Here is a 21,423-nt window from a genome sequence, read left to right as displayed (position 1 = left end):
TTTACTTTAACGAAAACTCAAACCATATTGGGATATGATCTGATATTTTTCGGGCCTCTTGTAATGAACTAAAAGTTTTGTAGAAAGGTATCACGCCTGAATTTTTATAATCCAGTGAGTTTATTTTGAAAAATATATTGTCAAACTCTGATGCCAGACAATAATTGTTTTTACATTTTTTCTTCAATGATGTTTTTTGATTTTGTAAAACAGAAGTATATCCTGATTTTTTCAGTGGATTGAAAACGGAATGTGATTGTGGGCAGTTAAAATCTCCTATAAAAATTAAATTTAAGTCAGGATATTCAGCAGGAAAAAATTTAAAGTATTTAATTTCGGTTTCTGGTTGTTTGTTTTTTGTAATGGCATGAAAATTTACTAAAGTAATTCTCTTTTTATCAATTTCAAAAGTTGCGAAATAAGGCTCCCTATCAATTTCCAGATGATATTTTTTTTCCAGCCACGGGCTGCCTATTAATTTTATTTTTTTTGTTTTCCAAATAAAGGCATAACGTTCCCTCTTGTAACTGCTGCTACTGGTTGGGTTGCTAATTATGTAATTCCATTTTGAGCCTTTTTCGTTCAATATACTGTTTAGTTCTGCAATAGCCTGTGCACCGCCGTAGCCAGCAACAACTTCCTGTATTGCTATTATATCGTATTCTTGAATAGTATTGGCAATAAAATTTAATTCAGTAGTAGATTTTGATTTTCCGAAATTTTCTAAATTCCAGGAGACAATTTTAGTTTGTGAAAAAGAGAGAAGACTTAAGAATAAAAGAAGAGAACTTAAAATGTTTTTCATGCAGAATTTTAAAAATCAAATATAAGTAATTTAAAATTTGATGATATTCTTAATTACTCTAATTTTTAGTTTCTGCTTATGTCAAAATCTTTTTTAAGACTTTTTTTTGTGGTATTGTCGTGAGTCTTTCCTTTTATAGCTATTTTGGGAACCATTCTTTCTGTTCTTGAGCTATACCAGTGCACTATAATAAGTATGCAGATCAATATAATTAGGAAGTTTTTTTTCATATCTATGAAGTTTAAGATTGAAAAATTACGACTTAATGTTTTTTGTATCTGTTTTTTAAAGCGGTCGAGATAATAATGATTTGCAAGACAAGAAGTGCCGGAATAAAAATGATTTTCCAGTCAACTTCAAGCCACCCTGATTTCTCAGAAACAAAAGCAAAACTTACGGAAAGAAAAATACATAATAACATAGTTTTCATAATGATCTTGTTTTTAGTTGTATTAATTTTTGCGATAAAATTAATTTGGTATTTAGGTTTCATTGGTCGGTTAATAAATTAAAAACAAATTTATAAGGATAAAGAAACATTTCCTTACGGAAACCCGTAAACACCAATAAAATTTATACTAAGCCAAAATCTTTCGCAATAGCAATTAAATGGACATTGTTATTGGCTTTAAAATATATTTTCAATTTATTAATTCTTTTTTCGATGCTACTTGTTCCATTTGGAGTAATTGAAGATGATTTAAATTCACTTGCAATGTTTTCTAAAATATATCCTTGAGCTAATAATTTTAGAATTGAAATATCATAAGATTCTATTTCAATCAATGTTTTATCGTTAAAACTAAATGATAAATCTGACGATAGAATTTTTTCTTCTCCTCTAAAAGTTGCTTCAATCGCTTTTCTTAGTTCATTTATACTATTTCGCCCTTTTGAAACGTAGGCATTTATTTTCAAGTCATTAAACAATGATTTAATTCTATAGGATTTGTCTTCAATTGAAAATACAATTTTTTTCAAAGAAGGTTGAACCGTATTAATTGCTTCAATAAGTTCTTCTCCACTTGATAACGCTGTCTTTCGATGGTCTGATTTAAAAGATAAATCACTTATCAATAGATCATAAGGAGCGTTTTCGAGAAGTGCTTTTTTTACTCGTAACAAGCCATCATCACAGTATTTTACATGATGTATTGTTGGTATTTTTAAGTCTTCAAGTACTTGAATAACAGCGATACTTATACTATCTAAATCTTCGGCTACTAAAACTTTTTTAAACATATTATATTTTATAAAGGGAAAGTGAAACTTATTTTAAAACCTTTTTGTGAATTATTGCCAAAAATAATAGTTCCATTTATAGTTTTAATACGGCTTTCCACATTTTGAAGGCCATTTTTTAAAATTAATGTGTTATTTTTAATTCCCACGCCATTATCTATATAAGTAACATGTAAATTTTTATTCTTTATGATGAAAGAAATACTCGCTAGTGTTGCTTCACTGTGTTTTTTCATATTGACAAATAACTCTTGCAAAACCCGGTAGAGAATTATTTTTTTATTCTTTTCAATTTCGTTCCAACGAATGGTCTCGAAGCCATTTATCAAGATGTTAATTTCAGATGCTTTATGTCCCAGGATCATTTCTTTTACCGCCTGCGGATAATTTTTATCTGTGCAGATATTACTATTTTCTTTCGATATATTTCTCGTTCTGAAATAAATAGTATCAAGGTTGCTTAATAGTTTTTCTTTGTTTTCATCTTTTTCAAGATCCTTAGTTTCGGCAAAAGCTATTGTTTGATAAACATCATTGGCAAGTTCGTCGTGTAATTTCTTTGATATGCGTATTTCACTGCTAAAAATGGCTTCATTTTTTTCTTTTCTCCCTTTTGATGTTAAGTAAAAATAGAGGAACAAAATAAGCCCTAGAACAAATGCTATTATTAGATATGCGATGATAACTCGGTTTTTCTGTCTTTCTAATTGTATCTTGTTTTCTGTTCGTAAAGCTTTAAGCTGTAAGTTTTCTGCTTTGTCTTTGTTAAAGGTATATTTAATATTAGAAAATTGATTTTTTGTTTTTTTCTGTGCAATGCGTAGTTTATCAGTAAGTGCAATATATTCCTTTGAGTATTTTTTTAAATCACTTCCCGTACTGGTTTTTATAAGCATTGCTAAACTGCTGATCTTTTCGCCTATATTATTTATTTGTGAAGCATGGTTATATGCTTTTTGAGCATATTCTTTTGCTATTTTTGGATTACTTTTTTGAAAAAATAAAGATAGATGCTTTAAAGAAGTTGATAAACCGTCGTTGTTTTTGTATTGTAATCTTATTTTTAACCCTTCATAGTAGCATTCTAATGCTTTTTTTGAGTCTCCAAGTTTATAATAACAAAAACCCAGATTGTCTGTGATATAAGCATGGTCATTGTTATTTGCTGCATCATAATTGGAGATTTTTTTTTGAGATGCTAAAATATTAAGAAGAATTGCCGCTTCTCTGTATTTCTTTTGCTCCATGTAAACAACTACTAAATTATTTATTGCAAGACTTTTTCGCCATGTACTCGTCTTTAATTTAATTGCTTTTTTGAAGTATAAAATTGCATTTTTGTTATCATAGGAGTGTGTATAATTTATCCCTAGAAGATTATATACAATCCAGGAATAACGAGGATTTTTTATTTCTTTTAAATATGGTAAAGCTTCTGTTGCACTTGCTTCACTAGCAATGTAATCACATTGATCTTGCTGAATTTCGGCGATACATGATAGCGCATATACATAATCAGTTGTATTTATTTTAGGATCGCAAAGTGCTTTAACTTTAGTATAAACGTAAAGAGCGCTATCTTGTTGATTATTATCAAAATAGATGTCGGCACTGTCAGTTAATCTTTTTATTTTTTCGGTTAGATCTGGTTTGACTTTTTCTGCCGTCTTGTTTTGACAAAAATGTATAAATAAGCCTGCTAATAATAGAGACAGTATTATTATTAGGAATTTTAAATTTTTTTTTTGAGAAAAAATTAAGTATTGTTCTCTCATCTATAAAGGAAATTTAATGAAAACTTTGAATCCTTTATTGGGCTCAGTATCAATGTCGATTTCTCCTTTTATGCTAAGGATACGATTCTCGACATTATGCAAGCCATTTTTGAAAATCATATTATTAATATCAATACCTTTCCCATTATCAGTATAATTAATAATAACGCTTTTGTCTGTTTTTTTGAAATTGATACCTACTAAAGTCGCATTACTATGCTTTTTCATATTTACAAGCAACTCTTGTAAAATTCTATAGATGGTAATTTTTTTATTTTTTTCTATTTCATTCCATGCAACAGATTCTATGTCGCTTAATAAAAGATTAATATTCGGAGTATTGAAACCGGAAATCATTTCTTTTAAATAGAAAGTATATTTTTCATTGGTTATTACAGGGCTGTTTTCCTTTGAAATATCTCTTGTTCTTGAATATATAGCATCTAAATTAATTAATAGTTGCTCTTTATTCTCGACTATCGAAAGATTCCTATTTTCGGCAAAAGCCATTGTGTGGTATATATCATTAGCAAGTTCATCATGCAGCTTCTTTGCTATTCTTGTTTCACTTTTATAAGTAGCTTCAATTTTTTCTCTATTACCTCGTGATGTTAGGTAAAAATATAGAACAACAATCAAACTTAAACTTAAAGCAATTAGAATATACGAAATGATATTTCGATTTTTCTGCCTTTCTAGTTGTAATTCGTTTTCAGCTTTATGAGTTTTTAATTTTAAATTCTCCTCTTTTTCTTTCTTAGAGTCATACCTAATTTTTGCAAATTGATTCTTTGTTTTTTGTCTTACCTCTGTAATACTATCATTTATTTTGATATATAGTAGAGAGTATTTTTTTAATTCACTATTATCACTATGGTTTATTAATAATTTTAAAGAAGACATTCTATCGTTAACATGATTCATTAGGGAAGATTTTTCATAGCTAAGTATCATGTATCTTTTTGCTAACGGAATGTTTTTTTTTACATAGAATTCGGCCAAATTAAGGTAGCTTGAACTAAGTGCTGAGTCATCTTTAATTCTGATTCTTATTTGTAAAGCTTTATTTAAATAAGATAGTGCTTTTGGGTCATTGTTTTGTAAATAACAGTAACCTACATTGTCAAGTGCTCTGGCATAATCTTCAGGGAATTTTTTTACACCATCACCTTCTAATAAGGCTTCGAAAATTTTTATTGCTTCATTATATTTTTTTTGTTGGATGTAAATACGAGCTATATTATTTTTGGCAGCGGCTTTTCTCCATTCTGTTGTTTTTAATGCTAAGGCTTTATTGTAATAGTACAACGCTAGTTTGTAATCGTACGTGTTTAAATAATTAATTCCTAAAATAACGTATGTGTTCCAGGCGTGTTTAGGGTTTTTTATATATTTTAAATATGGAATTGCTTCTGTAGCTGTTGATTCGCTTCCGGAGTAATCACTTATGTTTTGTTGGATATCGGCCATTCGGTCCAGTGTGCTAACGAAATTTTCCGAATCAGTTATAGGATTACAAATGGATTTTACTTTATTATAGTAATAAAAGGCACTGTCAAAGTTTTTGTTATCGTAAAGCTTATCGGCAATAACGATTAATTTCTCAACTTGCGCTTTAGTATTTTTGGGCGCAGTTTTGGTGATGTCTTTCTCTTTTTGACAAGAAAATAAGATAAGAAATAATACTGTAATATATAGAGTTATTTGAGTCCCTTTTGTAATCATGAGCCAAAAATAGAAAATTTTAGTTCTTACGACCACGTATAAATACGGTATTTTAAATTATTGCGAAAAAACTAATTTTCTTGTTCTGATTTACAGGTAGATATAAAGAAGCCCTCTGCTACAAGGGCTTGTATTTGCTGGAATGTTGTAAAAATTATCTTTATAAAAATTATACAGCTCTCATTCCTGTACTAACTCCTATTCGGTTCCAGGCGTTAATGGTAATGATCATCATGATGATTTCTGCAAGGTATTTTTCATCAAATAAGCGTGCAGCATTTTGGTATACATCTTCTGAAACATGATTGTTGATTAAAGTAACTTGTTCAGTCAAAGCTAAAATTGCTTTTTCTTCTTCGGTATAAACATCAGCTTCACGCCACGCACTTAATAAATAGATGCGTTGTTCACTTACGCCATATTTTCTGGCGTCAGCTGTATGCATATTAATACAATACGCACAACCATTTATTTGTGACGCACGGATTTTAATCAATTCTTTATGTACGGGTGTTAATGAAGTTGTAGAAATATATTTTTCTAAATTCATCATTGCTTGATAAGCTTGTGGGGCAACTGTCGGGATAACGATTCTTGGTGTCATTTTGTGTGTTTTAAAGTTTGATACAAAGTTCCTGCATATGTGCTTTAAAAAACTTGAACTACTTCAAGAAATTCGAATCATACTTTTCCTGCTCTGATTTTACTCATAAATTCAGCTGAAAAATCTAAATAGGAAGCAATCATATATTGTGGAACGCGCTGAACAAATTCAGGGAAGTTATCGTTGAAATGATGATACCTTTCTTCTGCAGACATTGTGAATAAGAATTTAATTCGCATTTGCATAGCACCAAAAGATTTTTGAGATACGAGTCTAAAATAGCGCTCCAGTTTCGGAATTTCAATTAACAAAGCTTCCAGGGTAGGTTTTTCTATTGCAATGATTTCGCAGTTCTCTACAGGCTGAATGTAGAAGTTAGAAGGAGTGTGGTTATGGTAACTCAAAAAATCAGTTATCCACCAGTTCTCAATAGCAAATTGTAATGTTTGTTCGCTGCCTTTAGTGTTTATGATATACTGTCTTATGCAACCCTTGACAACAAAATACATAGTATTGCAAACCTGTCCTTCTTCTAAAAGATGTTCTTTCTTTTTTACTTTAGAAAGTTGTAAGCATGATTCTAAAGTATCGATCTCCGAAGGTTCTAAAGTGATGAATTTTTCGATATGATCAAAAAGTAGTTGATACATACGACTAGGTTTGGTTTTGTACAAAGTTACTTTTAAAATTTTGTTTCTGATATAAAATAACAGAGGGCAAAATAGTTTAATTATAGAAATTTATTTCAAATTTACTATCGACTAATACACCACTAGAAACAGCGGCTTTCCATTTGGCGTTTTCGATAAACGCCCTAAGCTGACTAGCAATTGAATCGCTGAATTTTTCATTCTCAGGATTTGTAAATTTAATTTCGATATTAATATCTGATATTTTTGAATCTCTTTTAATAATGAAGTTTGTCTTTGAAAGAAAATCTCTTTGATTTATACTTTTGATGAAGCCACTTGGGGGGCTAAAAACTGTAAAGAAATCTTTTTGGATTTGCTTTTTTTGATCTAAGAACTCTGTTGCATTTCGATATATAATGCAATAATTATCTACCTCATTCGGATATTCAAAGGGTATTCTTATTCTGCTTATTACATATAAACTATCAGCGGTTCTTTCAATTTGTTTTGTAAAGTTATGTCCGTATTTTAGATTTAATAATTCATTTGTGGCTTTGCAATAGCAATTTGTTACTGCAGGGTAACTTTCTATTTTATTCCCAATTCGGAACGATGAAAATTCGGGTTCATTAGAATAAAGAAATTCAATTTGCTTTTCTTTAAGCAATTCTTTTAAATAGGGATGATGTCTTTTAGAATCGCTATCAATATACCCTTCAGGTTCGATATCATAAAAAAATTCCTGAAATTTAAAATTCATTTTTGCCTTTTCAATTTCAGAAAGACAGTTAGAGTCTCGTTTGTCAATTACGCCAATTATTGTGCTAAGGGAATTCCTGTCCAAATTTTTCTCCTGTGATCTGGCTACTAGGATTTGCATTATGAATATAATAAAAAATAGTCTTTTCATTAAAAATCAGGTTTAGTGGAAAAGGTAAAAAGCAAAAAACCATTCGTTAACGAATGGTTTTTCTATGATAAGTAAGTAATCTAAATTGAGTTTATAAAACGTTTATTTTACTTTATTAAGTATTGCTTTGAAAGCTTCAGGGTGGTTCATAGCTAAATCAGCAAGAACTTTACGGTTCAATTCGATTCCGTTAGCTTTAACTTTACCCATGAATTGAGAATAAGACATTCCTTCCAATCTAGCTCCAGCGTTGATACGTTGAATCCATAATGCACGGAAATTTCTTTTGTTTTGTTTTCTATCGCGGTAAGCGTAGCACATTGCTTTCTCTACTGCATTCTTAGCAACTGTCCAAACGTTTTTACGTCTACCAAAGAAACCTTTGGCTTGCTTCATTATTTTTTTTCTTCTTGCTCTTTTAGCAACTGAATTTACCGATCTTGGCATAATTTTAATGTGTTTTTGTAGCAGGCGTCCTGAATTGAATCAAAGGAACTTAAAAGCCATACTCCAAGGTTATATAAATAATTTTTTAACCTAAAGAATTATTAGATAATTCTTAATTGTTGTTTAATGCTTTTCATATCTGTAGAATGAACTAGCGCTGAGTGAGTCAAAGCTAATTTACGTTTTTTAGATTTTTTAGTCAAGATGTGACTTTTAAAAGCATGCTTTCTTTTAATCTTTCCAGAACCAGTAACTTTAAAACGTTTCTTGGCGCTAGATTTTGTTTTCATTTTAGGCATTTTTCCTAGTGTTTTAATTTATTCTTACTTACTTATTTTTTTTGTTTCAAGTTTAAGGTTTGAAGTTTTCTAACTGAATACTTAAAACTGTAAACTGAACACTATTTTTTCTTTTTCGGAGCAATGAACATGATCATTCTCTTTCCTTCTAAAACTGGCATAGCTTCCACTTTACCATGTTCTTCTAAATCTGTAGCCAAACGTAGTAATAAAATCTGTCCCTGATCTTTATAGATAATTGAACGTCCTTTAAAGAATACGAATGCTTTTAATTTAGCACCTTCTTTTAAGAATTTCTCGGCATTCTTTCTTTTAAACTCATAATCATGCTCATCAGTCTGAGGACCAAAACGAATTTCTTTTACTACAACTTGCGTAGACTTAGCTTTCAAAACCTTATCACGTTTCTTTTGTTCGTAAACAAATTTCTTGTAATCCATGATTTTACAAACCGGCGGCTCAGCGTTTGGCGAGATTTCAACCAAATCCAATTCGAATTGATCTGCTAAACGTAAAGCTTCAGCAAGCTTAAATACACCTGGTTCGATGTTTTCACCTACTAATCTTACTTCCTGTACACCACGAATATTATTGTTTATTCTGTGTGCATCCTTTTTTTCTACTCGAGGTTGATAACCTCTGTTGCTTCTTATTGCTATGACTTTATAATTTAAGTTAAACTGTAAAAACTTTTAATGTCTTTTTTATTTCTTCGTCTACAATTGCGACAAATTCATCAATTGAAACTGTAATATTCCCTTTTCCTTCTTGACCATGACGACGAATAGAAATTGTTCCGTTTTTCTCTTCCTCCTCACCAACAATCAGCATAAATGGTATTTTTTGCATTTCTGCATCTCTAATTTTCTTACCAATTGTCTCACTTCTGTTGTCAATTAGGGCGCGAATTTCGTGATTTTCTAGCAAATCTAAAACTTTTTTAGCATAAATTTCGTATTTCTCGCTCAAAGACAAGATTATAGCCTGTTCCGGCATTAACCAAAGTGGGAAATTTCCTGCTGTGTGTTCTAGTAAAATTGCTATAAAACGTTCCATAGATCCAAAAGGAGCTCTGTGAATCATTACTGGACGATGTAATTCATTATCAGCACCTTTATATGTTAATTCAAAACGCTCAGGTAAGTTATAATCTACCTGAATAGTTCCTAATTGCCATTGTCTTCCTAAAGCATCTTTTACCATAAAGTCAAGCTTAGGACCGTAAAAAGCAGCCTCGCCATATTCTACTACAGTATTCAATCCTTTATCGGCTGCAGCATTGATGATGGCATTTTCAGCCTTTTCCCAATTCTCATCTGTCCCAATATATTTTTCTCTGTTTTCCTGGTCTCTCAACGAAATCTGAGCTGTAAAATTTTCAAAACCTAAAGAACCAAATACATAAAGTACAAGATCAATTACTTTTTTAAACTCTTCATCCAATTGCTCTGGAGTACAGAAAATGTGTGCGTCATCCTGAGTAAATCCTCTAACACGAGTTAAACCGTGTAATTCACCAGATTGCTCATATCTGTATACAGTACCAAATTCAGCATAACGCTTTGGTAGATCTTTGTATGACCAAGGTCTTACATTGTAGATTTCGCAGTGGTGAGGGCAGTTCATTGGCTTCAATAAAAACTCTTCACCTTCAGCTGGAGTATTGATTGGTTGAAAACTATCTGCACCGTATTTTGCATAGTGCCCAGAAGTTACATATAGTTCTTTCTGTCCAATATGTGGAGTAACTACTTGCTCATATCCTGCTTTCTTTTGAGCTTTCTTTAAAAATTGCTCTAAACGGTCTCTAAGTGCAGCACCTTTTGGTAACCATAATGGCAGGCCTTGTCCAACTTTCTGAGAGAAAGCAAATAATTCAAGTTCTTTACCTAATTTACGGTGATCACGACGTTTTGCTTCTTCAAGAAGTTCAAGATATTCAGTTAAATCTTTTTGTTTTGGGAAAGATGTTCCGTAAACACGAGTCAACTGCTTGTTTTTCTCATCACCTCGCCAATAAGCACCGGCAACGCTCATGATTTTAAAAGCTTTGATAATTCCGGTATTCGGAATATGTCCACCTCTACATAAGTCAGTGAAAGTAGCGTGATCGCAAAAAGTTATAGTTCCGTCTTCAAGATTCGAAATCAATTCAGTCTTGTAAACGTTATCTTTATACATTTCTAACGCATCAGCTTTGCTAACTGGGCGCATTTTAAATTCGTGTTTTTCTCTTGAAATCTCAAGAACACGATCTTCTATTTTTTTGAAATCAGCTTCAATAATTTTTTGATCTTCAAAATCAACATCGTAATAGAAGCCATTAGCAATTGCAGGTCCAAGAGTTAATTTAATTCCCGGATATAATTCCTCAAGAGCTTGTGCCATTACGTGCGAAGTCGAATGCCAAAAAGCTTTTTTACCTTCCGCATCATTCCATGTATATAAAATAAGACTACCGTCGGTCGTCAATGGAGTTTCGGTTTCTATTGTTGTACCATTAAAAGACGCAGAAATCACGTTTCTTGCAAATCCTTCACTAATGCTTTTAGCAACCTCCATCGGAGTTACGCCTGAAGCTAACTCTCTAATTGACCCGTCGGGTAAAGTAATCTTAATCATTGTTTATAATTTTGTGAATGCAAATATAGCGCATTACTAAAATACATACAATACATAAGTACATGTTTATACTATAATATATAAGAGAAGAATTTAATTCTTGACGAAGTTTGTTTTTTATACATATATAAGGAAGGAAATATTATTATCATATATAAGAGGGGGGATTATGGGGTTATATGTGTCGAGACTCGGGAGAAACCCTTTCTAATTAGAATTTGGATCCGATTGCTAGAGAGCAGGTGAAACAATTTGAGATTTGGAATTTGGAATTTTGTTATTGGAATTAGTATTTTAATAATGAGCTTAATTCCGCTGTTTCTTCCAATCTTTTGTGCCGAACCCCGGCACAAAAGGATTTTCCCTCCCATCGGGGCTAGGATAGCTGTTTTCAAAAGAAGTCCTATTATATATAAGTATAAAAGATGCATGTCTGAAAAGAATGAAAAGAGACTTTGTGCTTTAGAATCTTTGTCTAACAGGGATAAAAGGCCAGAAAGAAGAGTAATGCGATAAGTTATAAAGTTCTCAGGAAAGAACGTATTGCTGTGTGAAGTCCATAAAAATGGCATATCCAGAAATAAAAGAATTGAGAGAATTACAAACACTACAGAATATTCTTATAAATGATAAAAAAGTTAAAAAGCTAAGTTTTGAGTTATCAGAGTGTTAAGAAAAAGTTTTAAAAAAGATCAAAAATAGTTCGATTAAAAGCTTGCAGAACTCAATAAAGGTGCTACTTTTGCACCCGCAACAGCGATAGACGTTCACTGAAATACTGACAAGCATACGAATTAATACTGAAAAAATTTTTTCAAAAAAAGATTCCAAAAAGCTTGTGAGATTTGAAAACGGATGTTACATTTGCACCCCGCAAAACACGGAAAGTTCATTGATAGATTGGTAAATAAGAAGAGGAAATTGAAACGAAAATTTTTCAAAAAAAACTTCAAAAAACATTTGCCAGTTAGAAATAAGTTTTCTACTTTTGCACCCGCTTTGAGAGACAAGCGAAACAAGATTGAAAGACACGTTCGTAGACATATTGAATTGACAGCCGCTTTAACAGAGATGTTAGAGCAAAAGAATAAAGAGTAAGATAATCGAGAGATTTATAAAAGAACCGATAGAGACTGATTCGAATAATAATTAGTTCCGATTAATCGGAACAAACAATATACGATGAAGAGTTTGATCCTGGCTCAGGATGAACGCTAGCGGCAGGCTTAACACATGCAAGTCGAGGGGTATAGTTCTTCGGAACTAGAGACCGGCGCACGGGTGCGTAACGCGTATGCAATCTACCTTTTACAGAGGGATAGCCCAGAGAAATTTGGATTAATACCTCATAGTATTACGAAATGGCATCATTTTGTAATTAAAGTCACAACGGTAAAAGATGAGCATGCGTCCCATTAGCTAGTTGGTAAGGTAACGGCTTACCAAGGCTACGATGGGTAGGGGTCCTGAGAGGGAGATCCCCCACACTGGTACTGAGACACGGACCAGACTCCTACGGGAGGCAGCAGTGAGGAATATTGGACAATGGGCGCAAGCCTGATCCAGCCATGCCGCGTGCAGGATGACGGTCCTATGGATTGTAAACTGCTTTTATACGAGAAGAAACACTACTTCGTGAAGTAGCTTGACGGTATCGTAAGAATAAGGATCGGCTAACTCCGTGCCAGCAGCCGCGGTAATACGGAGGATCCAAGCGTTATCCGGAATCATTGGGTTTAAAGGGTCCGTAGGCGGTTTAATAAGTCAGTGGTGAAAGCCCATCGCTCAACGGTGGAACGGCCATTGATACTGTTAAACTTGAATTATTAGGAAGTAACTAGAATATGTAGTGTAGCGGTGAAATGCTTAGAGATTACATGGAATACCAATTGCGAAGGCAGGTTACTACTAATGGATTGACGCTGATGGACGAAAGCGTGGGTAGCGAACAGGATTAGATACCCTGGTAGTCCACGCCGTAAACGATGGATACTAGCTGTTGGAAGCAATTTCAGTGGCTAAGCGAAAGTGATAAGTATCCCACCTGGGGAGTACGTTCGCAAGAATGAAACTCAAAGGAATTGACGGGGGCCCGCACAAGCGGTGGAGCATGTGGTTTAATTCGATGATACGCGAGGAACCTTACCAAGGCTTAAATGTAGATTGACCGGTTTGGAAACAGATCTTTCGCAAGACAATTTACAAGGTGCTGCATGGTTGTCGTCAGCTCGTGCCGTGAGGTGTCAGGTTAAGTCCTATAACGAGCGCAACCCCTGTTGTTAGTTGCCAGCGAGTCATGTCGGGAACTCTAACAAGACTGCCAGTGCAAACTGTGAGGAAGGTGGGGATGACGTCAAATCATCACGGCCCTTACGCCTTGGGCTACACACGTGCTACAATGGCCGGTACAGAGAGCAGCCACTGGGCGACCAGGAGCGAATCTATAAAACCGGTCACAGTTCGGATCGGAGTCTGCAACTCGACTCCGTGAAGCTGGAATCGCTAGTAATCGGATATCAGCCATGATCCGGTGAATACGTTCCCGGGCCTTGTACACACCGCCCGTCAAGCCATGGAAGCTGGGGGTGCCTGAAGTCGGTGACCGCAAGGAGCTGCCTAGGGTAAAACTGGTAACTAGGGCTAAGTCGTAACAAGGTAGCCGTACCGGAAGGTGCGGCTGGAACACCTCCTTTCTAGAGCCCCAATTGTTAGTATTAATACACGATGGGGAAAAAAGAAGAAGCTTTATAGGTTTTTAATTTTAAGACTATTTTACTCTTGCTGTTAGTTCAAATAATAAATTTTAAGTAAAACAGAGTCTCGTAGCTCAGCTGGTTAGAGTACTACACTGATAATGTAGGGGTCGGCAGTTCGAGTCTGCCCGGGACTACTATTTAACTTAAAAAAAGGAAATTCTGGAAGTTGGAATTCACCAAAAGAAATTAGAGAAGAATTAAGAAATCTAAAATCTGAATTCTACAATCTAAGATTGAAAAATGGGGGATTAGCTCAGCTGGCTAGAGCGCCTGCCTTGCACGCAGGAGGTCAACGGTTCGACTCCGTTATTCTCCACTGATTTACTGTGAAGATAGTAAATAAAAGTTCATTGACATATTGAGATAAGAAAATAATAAAAAGTAGAAAGCGTTTTTTACTATTTATAGTAGAAAACAAAAAAAAACGGTCTTAATTAAATTTAAGATTGGTACAATAAGCAAAATAAGGGCGTATGGGGGATGCCTTGGCTCTCAGAGGCGATGAAAGGCGTGATAAGCTGCGAAAAGCTACGGGGATCGGCACACACGAATTGATCCGTAGATACCTGAATGGGGCAACCCACTATGTTGAAGACATAGTACACCGATAGGTGGGCAAACCCGCTGAACTGAAACATCTAAGTAGGCGGAGGAGAAGAAAACAAAAGTGATTCCGTAAGTAGTGGCGAGCGAACGCGGATTAGCCCAAACCAATGATGTTACGGCATTGTTGGGGTTGTAGGACCACGACATTTTATGTACAAGGAACCGGAAGTTACTGGAAAGTGACACCATAGAGGGTGATAGTCCCGTATGGGTAACGAGTATAATAGATAGTGGTATCCTGAGTAGGGCGGGGCACGTGAAACCCTGTCTGAATTTGGCGGGACCATCCGCTAAGGCTAAATACTCCTGAGAGACCGATAGTGAACCAGTACCGTGAGGGAAAGGTGAAAAGAACCGTGAATAACGGAGTGAAATAGATCCTGAAACCATACGCTTACAAGCGGTCGGAGCCCTTTCGTGGGGTGACGGCGTGCCTTTTGCATAATGAGCCTACGAGTTAACGTTGCTGGCAAGGTTAAGTGGTTAAGCCACGGATCCGTAGCGAAAGCGAGTCTGAATAGGGCGCTTTAGTCAGTAGTGTTAGACGCGAAACCGTGTGATCTACCCATGGGCAGGATGAAGCTGTGGTAACACACAGTGGAGGTCCGAACCGGTTGACGTTGAAAAGTCTTCGGATGACCTGTGGGTAGGGGTGAAAGGCCAATCAAACTCGGAAATAGCTCGTACTCCCCGAAATGCATTTAGGTGCAGCGCTGAATTTAAGTTATATAGAGGTAGAGCTACTGATTGGATGCGGGGGCTTCACCGCCTACCAATTCCTGACAAACTCCGAATGCTATATAATGTTTCTCAGCAGTGAGGGCTTGGGTGCTAAGGTCCAAGTCCGAGAGGGAAAGAACCCAGACCATCAGCTAAGGTCCCCAAATATACGCTAAGTTGAAAGAACGAGGTTTGTCTGCCCAGACAGCTAGGATGTTGGCTTGGAAGCAGCCATTCATTTAAAGAGTGCGTAACAGCTCACTAGTCGAGCGGACGAGCATGGATAATAATCGGGCATAAGCGTATTACCGAAGCTATGGATTTACAGTTTACTGTAAGTGGTAGGGGAGCATTCCAGCAGGGTTGAAGGTGTATCGTAAGGTATGCTGGACTGGCTGGAAAAGAAAATGTAGGCATAAGTAACGATAATGCGGGCGAGAAACCCGCACACCGAAAAACTAAGGTTTCCACAGCTATGCTAATCAGCTGTGGGTTAGTCTGGTCCTAAGGCGAACCCGAAAGGGACAGTCGATGGCTAACGGGTTAATATTCCCGTACTACTAATTACTGTGATGGGGTGACGGAGTGATGAAAGCGCCGCGAACTGACGGAATAGTTCGTTGAAGTACCTACCTATAAGATCTGCAGGCAAATCCACAGATCTTGGGGAAATACGATAGTACTCGGAGTCTTCGGACAAAGAGATAGTGCGCCTAAGGGCTTCCAAGAAAAACCTCTAAACTTCAGGTAATTAGTACCAGTACCGTAAACCGACACAGGTAGTTGAGGAGAGAATCCTAAGGTGCTCGAGAGATTCATGGCTAAGGAATTAGGCAAAATAGACCTGTAACTTCGGGAGAAAGGTCGCCAGCGCAAGCTGGCCGCAGTGAAGAGGTCCAGGCGACTGTTTATCAAAAACACAGGGCTCTGCAAAATCGTAAGATGAAGTATAGGGCCTGACACCTGCCCGGTGCTGGAAGGTTAAGAGGAGATGTTATCTTCGGAGAAGCATTGAATTGAAGCCCCAGTAAACGGCGGCCGTAACTATAACGGTCCTAAGGTAGCGAAATTCCTTGTCGGGTAAGTTCCGACCTGCACGAATGGTGTAACGATCTGGACACTGTCTCAGCCATGAGCTCGGTGAAATTGTAGTAACGGTGAAGATGCCGTTTACCCGCAGTGGGACGAAAAGACCCTGTGCACCTTTACTATAGCTTAGTATTGACCTTGGATAAATGATGTGTAGGATAGGTTGGAGACTGTGAAGTGGCGTCGCCAGGCGTTGTGGAGTCATTGTTGAAATACAACCCTTTGTTTATCTGAGGCCTAACCCCATATTGTGGGGGACATTGCTTGGTGGGTAGTTTGACTGGGGTGGTCGCCTCCAAAAGAGTAACGGAGGCTTCTAAAGGTTCCCTCAGTACGCTTGGTAACCGTGCGTAGAGTGCAATGGCATAAGGGAGCTTGACTGAGAGACATACAGGTCGATCAGGTACGAAAGTAGAGCATAGTGATCCGGTGGTTCCGCATGGAAGGGCCATCGCTCAAAGGATAAAAGGTACGCCGGGGATAACAGGCTGATCTCCCCCAAGAGCTCATATCGACGGGGGGGTTTGGCACCTCGATGTCGGCTCGTCACATCCTGGGGCTGGAGAAGGTCCCAAGGGTTGGGCTGTTCGCCCATTAAAGTGGCACGCGAGCTGGGTTCAGAACGTCGTGAGACAGTTCGGTCTCTATCTACTGTGGGCGTTAGAAATTTGAGTGGATCTGATTCTAGTACGAGAGGACCGAATTGGACAAACCTCTAGTGTATCTGTTGTCCCGCCAGGGGCACCGCAGAGTAGCTACGTTTGGAAGGGATAAGCGCTGAAAGCATATAAGCGCGAAACCCACCACAAGATGAGATTTCTTTTAAGGATCGTGGAAGATGACCACGTTGATAGGCTATAGATGTAAAGGCAGTAATGTCATAGTCGAGTAGTACTAATAATCCGTAAGCTTATGTACACCCTTTTCTCCCGACTCCGGTCGGGAGAAGAAACTTTCTAAATCAATACTTTTTTCTTTATCTCAGTATGTTAAGATATTGTGTAATGTTGATCAGCTAAAGCTGGTTACCCATTGCAAAACGACCTTAAGGTGGTTATTGCGGCGGGGCTCACCTCTTCCCATCCCGAACAGAGTAGTTAAGCCCGCCTGCGCAGATGGTACTGCAGTTATGTGGGAGAGTATGTCGTCGCCTTTCTTTTTAAAACCCTGTTTCTAACGAAACGGGGTTTTTTGTTTTACAATACTTTATGTTTTTACCGCAAACAAAGCAAAGGTTTTTATTATCGGTGTGTACAACACACCTGTTTAAGTTCGCAAAGCTGTGTTAATAGTTTTGCGAAGTTTGTGTAATCCTTTGCAAGCTTTGCGGTTAAATAGCAGTTGCTGTACCTGATTTCTTCTGAAAATAAAACTATGTAGTACTCTGGATTTGAATTTAGGATTTAAAAGTTGGAATTTCTTTTGAAAACTGTACTTCCTTTTTGTCGTAGTTTTTGTTAATTGGGAGTACAGCGGACAGCCCGGCCAGCCGGTAATCATCCTAACCTGTGTATTCTTTCAATAATATATCATCTTGTTTCTGTTAAATAAAAATCAATTTTGGGTTTTAATTTAGCCTCGGTTAGACATTTTAAATGTGAATCAGTATTTTTGTCTAAATTTTATAATTTAAGTATGAAAAAAAGTATTGTATTGTTGACATTGTTTGTAATCTCAAATTTAAGTGCTCAACAACGCCCTAAATTGGTTGTTGGAATTGTAGTTGATCAGATGAAAATGGAATATTTATATCGGTTTTCAGATGATTTTTCACCGAATGGTTTTAAGAAATTAATGAATAATGGATATACTTTTCAAAATATGCATTATAATTATATGCCAACTTATACTGCTCCGGGACATGCTTCAATTTATACAGGAACGACACCAGCTACACATGGAATTGTTGGTAACGAATGGTTTAGCAGAACAACTGGAAAAGAAATGTATTGTACAGATGATGCTGGGGTAAAAACAGTTGGTGACGGAACAGTTGAAGAAGGAGCAATGTCCCCAAAAAATCTTCAAAGTACTACTATTACGGATGAAGTAAGAATGGCTACCAATTTTCAAGGTAAAGTTATTGGAATGAGTCTTAAAGATCGTGGCGCAATTTTACCAGCAGGACATTTTGCAAACTGGGCTTTTTGGTATAGCAAAACGGGGTCGTTTATTTCGAGTACTTTTTATGGTGAAAAACTGCCGGAATGGGTAACTCAGTTTAATAATGAGAAACATTATATGCCCTATATTAATAAAGGTTGGGATTTGTATAAATCAGCTTCAACATACAATGAGAGTCTAGCGGATAACAATCCTTATGAAGGTAAATTATACGGTAGTGCTGCGCCCGTTTTTCCATATGATTTGAAAACAATGTATGAAAAAAATGATGCAGGTGTAATAAGAGCTACTCCTTTTGGTAATGATCTATTAGCTGAGTTTGCTAAAAAAGCTATCGAAAAAGAAGAATTAGGAAGGGATAATATCACTGATTTTTTAACAGTTAGTTTTTCATCAACAGATTATGTCGGACATTTATTAGGACCGCGTTCGATGGAACTTCAAGATACTTATTTAAGATTGGATCAAACGATCGCTGACTTCTTAGCTTATTTAGATAAAAGGGTTGGAAAAGGTAATTATTTGCTTTTCTTAACAGCGGATCATGCAGGTGCCGAAAATGTTATTTATTTAAAAGATCGTAAATACAATGTCGATAATTATCCGTCAAAAGACTTTAGGAAAAATCTACAGGATTTCTCTGTAAAAACTTTTGGTGTTGATCTGCTTTTAAATTATTCTAATTTCAATATCTTCTTTAATAAGCAAATAATTAAAGATAAAGGTTTGGATTTAGTAAAAGTAAAACAAGCTTTTAAAGATTACATGATTTCGCTACCACAGATTAAAAAAGTGTATACGGAAGAAGAAATTTTAGCTAATTCCGGGAATGATTATTATTTGAATTTTGTTGCTAAAGGATATGATGTTACTCAGGATGGTGATATGGTTATCATTAATAAACCTGGAGATATGGAATATTCGGTTACTGGAACTTCGCATGGAACTCCATATAGCTATGATACTCATGTACCTGCTATTTTTTACGGATGGCACATTAACAAAGGAGAATCATATGATAAAAAAGCGATTACAGAAATTGCCCCTACAATAGCTCAGAAAATTAAAGTTAGTTTTCCTAATGGAACTGAGGCAAAAGTGTTGCAAGAAGTTTTAGACGAGAAAATCGAGAAAATCGAGAAAAAATAGTTTTTCTATTTATCTATAAAGCAAAACCTGTCATTATTTTATGACAGGTTTTTTTTATGCTCAAAAAAAAGGTCTTTCAATTAAGAAAGACCTTTTGAATAGTGTTTTAGTAAGCACTTATTTTAATGTTAGCACTATGCGTTTGCTAACACTAATTCTTCGTTAAAAGGAAGATTCCAAGCTTCAGCAACTCCTTTATAAAGGATTTTTCCGTTAGCGATGTTCAATCCTTTTTTCAATTCTTCGTTTTCGTTACAAGCTTTTTCCCACCCTTTGTTTGCTAGTTGTACAGCATAAGGTAAAGTAGCATTTGTTAAAGCTAAAGTTGATGTGTAAGGTACAGCACCTGGCATATTAGCCACACAGTAGTGAACGATATCATCAATAATGAAAGTTGGATTTTCGTGTGTTGTAGGTGTACAAGTTTCGATACATCCTCCCTGATCTACTGCAACGTCAACTACAACAGTTCCCGGACGCATTAACTTAAGCATGTCACGAGTAATTAAGTGAGGTGCTTTTGCTCCTGGAATTAAAACAGCTCCAACAATTAAGTCAGCATCTTTAATTGCTCTAGTAATATTGTAATGGTTAGACATTTCTGTATTTACGTTTGCTGGCATGATATCGTCAAGTTGACGTAAACGTGGCAAACTTAAATCCATAATAGTTACTTGTGCTCCTAAACCAGCAGCCATTTTTGCAGCTTGAGTTCCAACGATTCCTCCACCTAAAACTAATACTTTAGCTGGCGGTACACCTGGAACACCACCTAAAAGAATTCCTCTTCCTTTTAATGGTTTTTCAAGATATTTTGCTCCTTGTTGAATTGCCATACGACCTGCAACTTCAGACATTGGTACTAATAATGGTAAACTACGGTCTGCTTTTTCAACAGTCTCATAAGCTAAACAAACTGCGCCTTTTTCAAGCATTGCATGTGTTAATGGCTCAGAGGAAGCAAAGTGAAAGTATGTGAAAAGCAATTGATCTTTTTTGATTAAAGGATATTCAGAAGCAATTGGTTCTTTTACTTTAATGATCATTTCTGCAACAGCATAAACTTCTTCAATAGTTCCTAAAACTACTGCTCCTGCATTTGCATATTCATCATCGCTAAATCCACTTCCTATACCTGCAGTTGCTTGAACATAAACTGTATGTCCATGTTTTTTCATTTCAGAAACACCTGCTGGTGTTAATGCTACACGATTTTCGTTGTTTTTGATTTCTTTTGGAACACCTATTATCATCTTGTTATATTTTTTGTTTTTTTTCTTGAATTTGTTTTACAAAGCTACTGATAGAGAATATATTATTGATATTGGACTTATAAATAAGAAAATATTATTTTATTTTATACTTTTACAGAAAAATATTCTTTTTGAATAGGTTTGTAATTCGAAAAAGAGAAAAAAAGACTAAATTTTACTAATTAAAGAAAACGTTTTCGTTATGGCTTTAGATGAAATTGACAAAAAAATCTTACGACTTTTACAGGAAAATGCCCATTATACTTTAAAGGACATTGCAAATAAAATAAATCTGTCCCTTACACCGGTTCATGATAGGGTTAAACGTCTTGAAAAAGAAGGGGTTATAGAGAAGTATGTTTCGATTTTGAACAAGAAGAAACTTGGAAATAATCTTACGGTTTACTGTCAGGTTACCTTAACAAAACAGACTTACGATACTTCTGAAGGGTTTAATCAATCCATTCTTAATTTACCGGAAGTTGTGGAATGTAATTACGTTTCCGGTAATTTTGATTATATGCTTAAAATCATTATTCCGGATATGGAAAGCTATCATCATTTTCATCAAAAAAAATTATCGATCTTGCCTGAGGTTTCTCTAATCAACACTGTTTTTGTGATTTCGGAGGTAAAAAGCACTACAGTTCTTCCAATTTAAAACA

Annotated in this window: 15 protein-coding genes, 2 tRNA genes and 3 rRNA genes; 7 read left to right on the top strand and 13 right to left on the bottom strand. The window is 35.6% G+C overall.

The window, feature by feature from the left end; translation table 11 throughout:
• Position 1: 1 nt before the first annotated feature.
• From AC3ITQ_RS00185 to thrS, 12 genes are all read right to left on the bottom strand, one after another.
• The gene (locus AC3ITQ_RS00185) at positions 2-805 is read right to left on the bottom strand and encodes an endonuclease/exonuclease/phosphatase family protein (RefSeq protein WP_489236318.1); all 804 of its coding nucleotides are present in this window, start codon (positions 803-805) and stop codon (positions 2-4) included.
• Positions 806-1,067: 262 nt separating this feature from the next.
• Complete coding sequence (locus AC3ITQ_RS00180) at positions 1,068-1,235, bottom strand: hypothetical protein (RefSeq protein WP_157849277.1); 168 nt, start codon at positions 1,233-1,235, stop codon at positions 1,068-1,070.
• 143 nt (positions 1,236-1,378) lie between these two features.
• Entirely contained in the window at positions 1,379-2,047 is a 669-nt protein-coding gene (locus AC3ITQ_RS00175; protein ID WP_489236317.1) for a response regulator, read from the bottom strand.
• A gap of 8 nt (positions 2,048-2,055) precedes the next feature.
• Positions 2,056-3,822: an ATP-binding protein gene (locus tag AC3ITQ_RS00170; RefSeq protein ID WP_489236316.1), complete on the bottom strand. Its 1,767-nt coding sequence runs from the start codon at positions 3,820-3,822 to the stop codon at positions 2,056-2,058.
• Positions 3,823-5,547, bottom strand: coding sequence for a tetratricopeptide repeat-containing sensor histidine kinase (locus tag AC3ITQ_RS00165; protein ID WP_489236315.1), 1,725 nt, complete (start codon positions 5,545-5,547; stop codon positions 3,823-3,825).
• A 169-nt stretch (positions 5,548-5,716) separates the two neighbouring features.
• A complete protein-coding gene (locus AC3ITQ_RS00160) occupies positions 5,717-6,151 on the bottom strand; it encodes a carboxymuconolactone decarboxylase family protein (protein ID WP_489236314.1) in 435 nt (144 codons plus the stop codon).
• Between the two features lie 77 nt (positions 6,152-6,228).
• Positions 6,229-6,801, bottom strand: a complete 573-nt coding sequence (locus AC3ITQ_RS00155; RefSeq protein WP_489236313.1) for a Crp/Fnr family transcriptional regulator — start codon at positions 6,799-6,801, stop codon at positions 6,229-6,231.
• A gap of 76 nt (positions 6,802-6,877) precedes the next feature.
• Positions 6,878-7,693 (bottom strand): hypothetical protein, encoded by an 816-nt coding sequence (locus AC3ITQ_RS00150; protein WP_489236312.1) that lies wholly within the window; start codon positions 7,691-7,693, stop codon positions 6,878-6,880.
• Positions 7,694-7,795: 102 nt separating this feature from the next.
• Entirely contained in the window at positions 7,796-8,140 is a 345-nt protein-coding gene (gene rplT, locus AC3ITQ_RS00145; RefSeq protein WP_007810721.1) for a 50S ribosomal protein L20, read from the bottom strand.
• A gap of 101 nt (positions 8,141-8,241) precedes the next feature.
• A complete protein-coding gene (gene rpmI / locus AC3ITQ_RS00140) occupies positions 8,242-8,439 on the bottom strand; it encodes a 50S ribosomal protein L35 (protein ID WP_007810722.1) in 198 nt (65 codons plus the stop codon).
• Between the two features lie 101 nt (positions 8,440-8,540).
• Entirely contained in the window at positions 8,541-9,092 is a 552-nt protein-coding gene (gene infC, locus AC3ITQ_RS00135) for a translation initiation factor IF-3 (RefSeq protein ID WP_072974136.1), read from the bottom strand.
• A 22-nt stretch (positions 9,093-9,114) separates the two neighbouring features.
• A complete protein-coding gene (thrS, locus tag AC3ITQ_RS00130) occupies positions 9,115-11,061 on the bottom strand; it encodes a threonine--tRNA ligase (RefSeq protein ID WP_489236311.1) in 1,947 nt (648 codons plus the stop codon).
• A 1,179-nt stretch (positions 11,062-12,240) separates the two neighbouring features.
• Between thrS and AC3ITQ_RS00125 the strand changes: the two genes are divergently transcribed.
• The 6 genes from AC3ITQ_RS00125 to pafA all read left to right on the top strand — a co-directional run bounded on the left by AC3ITQ_RS00125 (position 12,241) and on the right by pafA (position 19,505).
• Positions 12,241-13,754: ribosomal RNA gene (locus AC3ITQ_RS00125) — 16S ribosomal RNA — on the top strand.
• A 123-nt stretch (positions 13,755-13,877) separates the two neighbouring features.
• Positions 13,878-13,951: transfer RNA gene (locus tag AC3ITQ_RS00120), tRNA-Ile, on the top strand.
• A gap of 108 nt (positions 13,952-14,059) precedes the next feature.
• Positions 14,060-14,133 (top strand) — tRNA-Ala (locus AC3ITQ_RS00115).
• 136 nt (positions 14,134-14,269) lie between these two features.
• A 23S ribosomal RNA gene (locus AC3ITQ_RS00110) occupies positions 14,270-17,150 on the top strand.
• Positions 17,151-17,278: 128 nt separating this feature from the next.
• Positions 17,279-17,388: ribosomal RNA gene (gene rrf, locus AC3ITQ_RS00105) — 5S ribosomal RNA — on the top strand.
• Together the 16S, 23S and 5S rRNA genes with 2 tRNA genes alongside form the textbook arrangement of a ribosomal RNA operon.
• A 479-nt stretch (positions 17,389-17,867) precedes the next feature.
• Positions 17,868-19,505, top strand: a complete 1,638-nt coding sequence (pafA, locus tag AC3ITQ_RS00100) for an alkaline phosphatase PafA (protein ID WP_489236310.1) — start codon at positions 17,868-17,870, stop codon at positions 19,503-19,505.
• A 134-nt stretch (positions 19,506-19,639) separates the two neighbouring features.
• Here pafA and ald read toward each other — a convergent pair whose 3' ends face one another.
• Positions 19,640-20,758 carry an alanine dehydrogenase gene (gene ald, locus AC3ITQ_RS00095; protein ID WP_489236309.1) on the bottom strand — a complete coding sequence of 373 codons (1,119 nt, stop codon included), beginning with the start codon at positions 20,756-20,758 and terminating at the stop codon, positions 19,640-19,642.
• A gap of 202 nt (positions 20,759-20,960) precedes the next feature.
• Here ald and AC3ITQ_RS00090 point away from each other — a divergent pair, with 202 nt between their 5' ends.
• On the top strand, positions 20,961-21,419 hold the full coding sequence (locus tag AC3ITQ_RS00090; RefSeq protein ID WP_041516998.1) for an Lrp/AsnC family transcriptional regulator: 459 nt from the start codon (positions 20,961-20,963) through the stop codon (positions 21,417-21,419).
• The last annotated feature ends 4 nt before the right edge of the window (positions 21,420-21,423 follow it).

This window comes from Flavobacterium sp. KH_001, from assembly GCF_057840745.1.
Note: the sequence above shows the minus strand (reverse complement) of the source record. Positions and strands in the feature narration are given on the sequence as shown.